This is a genomic window from Alteribacillus sp. HJP-4 (assembly GCF_042139015.1).
Taxonomy (GTDB): Bacteria; Bacillota; Bacilli; order Bacillales; family Marinococcaceae; genus JBHIKY01.
This window is the reverse complement of sequence record NZ_JBHIKY010000055.1, coordinates 1-1,434: the sequence shown is the minus strand read 5'-3', so window position 1 is coordinate 1,434 and position 1,434 is coordinate 1. Positions and strand designations below refer to the sequence as shown.

General features: G+C 36.6%; 2 protein-coding genes. One reads left to right on the top strand and one right to left on the bottom strand.

Annotated features, from left to right (window positions below; genetic code table 11):
- Window positions 1-473 precede the first annotated feature (473 nt).
- The gene (locus ACE4RR_RS21425) at window positions 474-683 is read left to right on the top strand and encodes a hypothetical protein (protein ID WP_375537451.1); all 210 of its coding nucleotides are present in this window, start codon (window positions 474-476) and stop codon (window positions 681-683) included.
- A 399-nt stretch (window positions 684-1,082) separates the two neighbouring features.
- Here ACE4RR_RS21425 and ACE4RR_RS21420 read toward each other — a convergent pair.
- Window positions 1,083-1,434: M20/M25/M40 family metallo-hydrolase (locus ACE4RR_RS21420; RefSeq protein ID WP_375537450.1), on the bottom strand; the 352-nt coding region annotated here is incomplete at its 5' end.

Here is a 1,434-nt window from a genome sequence, read left to right as displayed (position 1 = left end):
GATATTTATATTATATCTCACACATGAAAAAGACTAGAAAACAATTTTGTTTTCTAGCCAAAAATCGTATTTTATCGGGTACTTTTTCAGCAGCCTCGAAGAGCAGCGGCTGAAGATCCGCCGGGCGTGGGTTTCGCCCGGTTAGCTGAAGCGCTGCCCACGGAAAGCGAAGGACTTGTCCATTGCTTTTTTTACCATACAAAAGGGGCGAGTATCATTTATGGTACAGCCCCTGTTTATTTAAAATCCTTAGGTTTCATATTAATCATAATCATAATCAAACCATTTACATAATATTGGTCTTATGATCGCCTATAATAAGAATAAGTTTCTTATTATTTCAGAGTAGAAAAAGACACCAGTACTCATAGAAGATTCTGTCTTAACTTGAGTATTACGATAAAATATTGGTGAGACCCCTATTAAAGCAAATGGTGTAACAGTTGAATTCATAAAGAAAGGTGAGTTAAATTATGACTAAGAGAAAAAAAGGTTATTTGGAAATGGTTCTTGTACTTATTGTCTTTTCACTTATTATATTTATTTTTGATTTACCTACAATGAGAAGCTTTATCATATTAGGAGTAATTGTTATTGTGAATATTGTTATTTTTGAGCTATTTGTCTTTAGTGGTGAAGATAGAGATAAAAATGAAAATAAAGTAGAACCTTATAGAAATTAATGGCCTTCTTCTATTAATGCAGTAAATATTTAAATATCAAAAATTAAAGCTGTTAATGAGTTATTATAAGTGTTTTAATAGGTTGTCCCTAAGACGGAGAGATCTCTAAATTTTCAAGCTCATACCAGTAATCTTGTCCACGACTTCCCTGCTCATATTCAAGAGAAACAACAATGCAGTAAATCAGCAGATAAGGCCATGAAATCTTTACGAGTTGCCTTCACACTTCCTAACGCAAATACCCGTCAATAGTCTATTAAATATAAGAGTAATCCTCCTCCACAAAAAAATTTGGATTTTTCAAGCTCTAAACTTCCATTCTTAATGCCCTTTATAATTTGGTGTTCAGATGGGCATCCCATATTGGTTTAGCATGATTATACAGACGATCGGTAAACTTCACATATCATCTTTTCGCTCAGCATGTTGAAACAAGTCATATAAAAAAGTGACCATGGTTTTTGTGAACCGTAGAAGCTGGTTCCGATCAAGCGACTCATTAACAGCATGTGCCTGATCTAGTGTGCCCGGACCGTACAGGACAGTAGGGATGCCGGCCTCCGCTAACCATCCCCCATCTGTTACGGTAGGAGACATAGAATAGTCAACCGGAGTTTGGTGAATATGTTGATGTGCGTTTGCCAACATCTCAACCTCGGCATGCCTGGTGTTCACTGAGAATGCAGGGAATACTTCTCCTTGTTCTTCTATCATCGACGTACCACCCCATGAAAATTGAGGGGGATGATCT

What these genes read in the sequence shown, in the direction of transcription:
- ACE4RR_RS21425 (WP_375537451.1), top strand. Translation starts at nt 474, where the DNA reads ATGACTAAGAGAAAAAAAGGTTATTTGGAAATGGTTCTTGTACTTATT.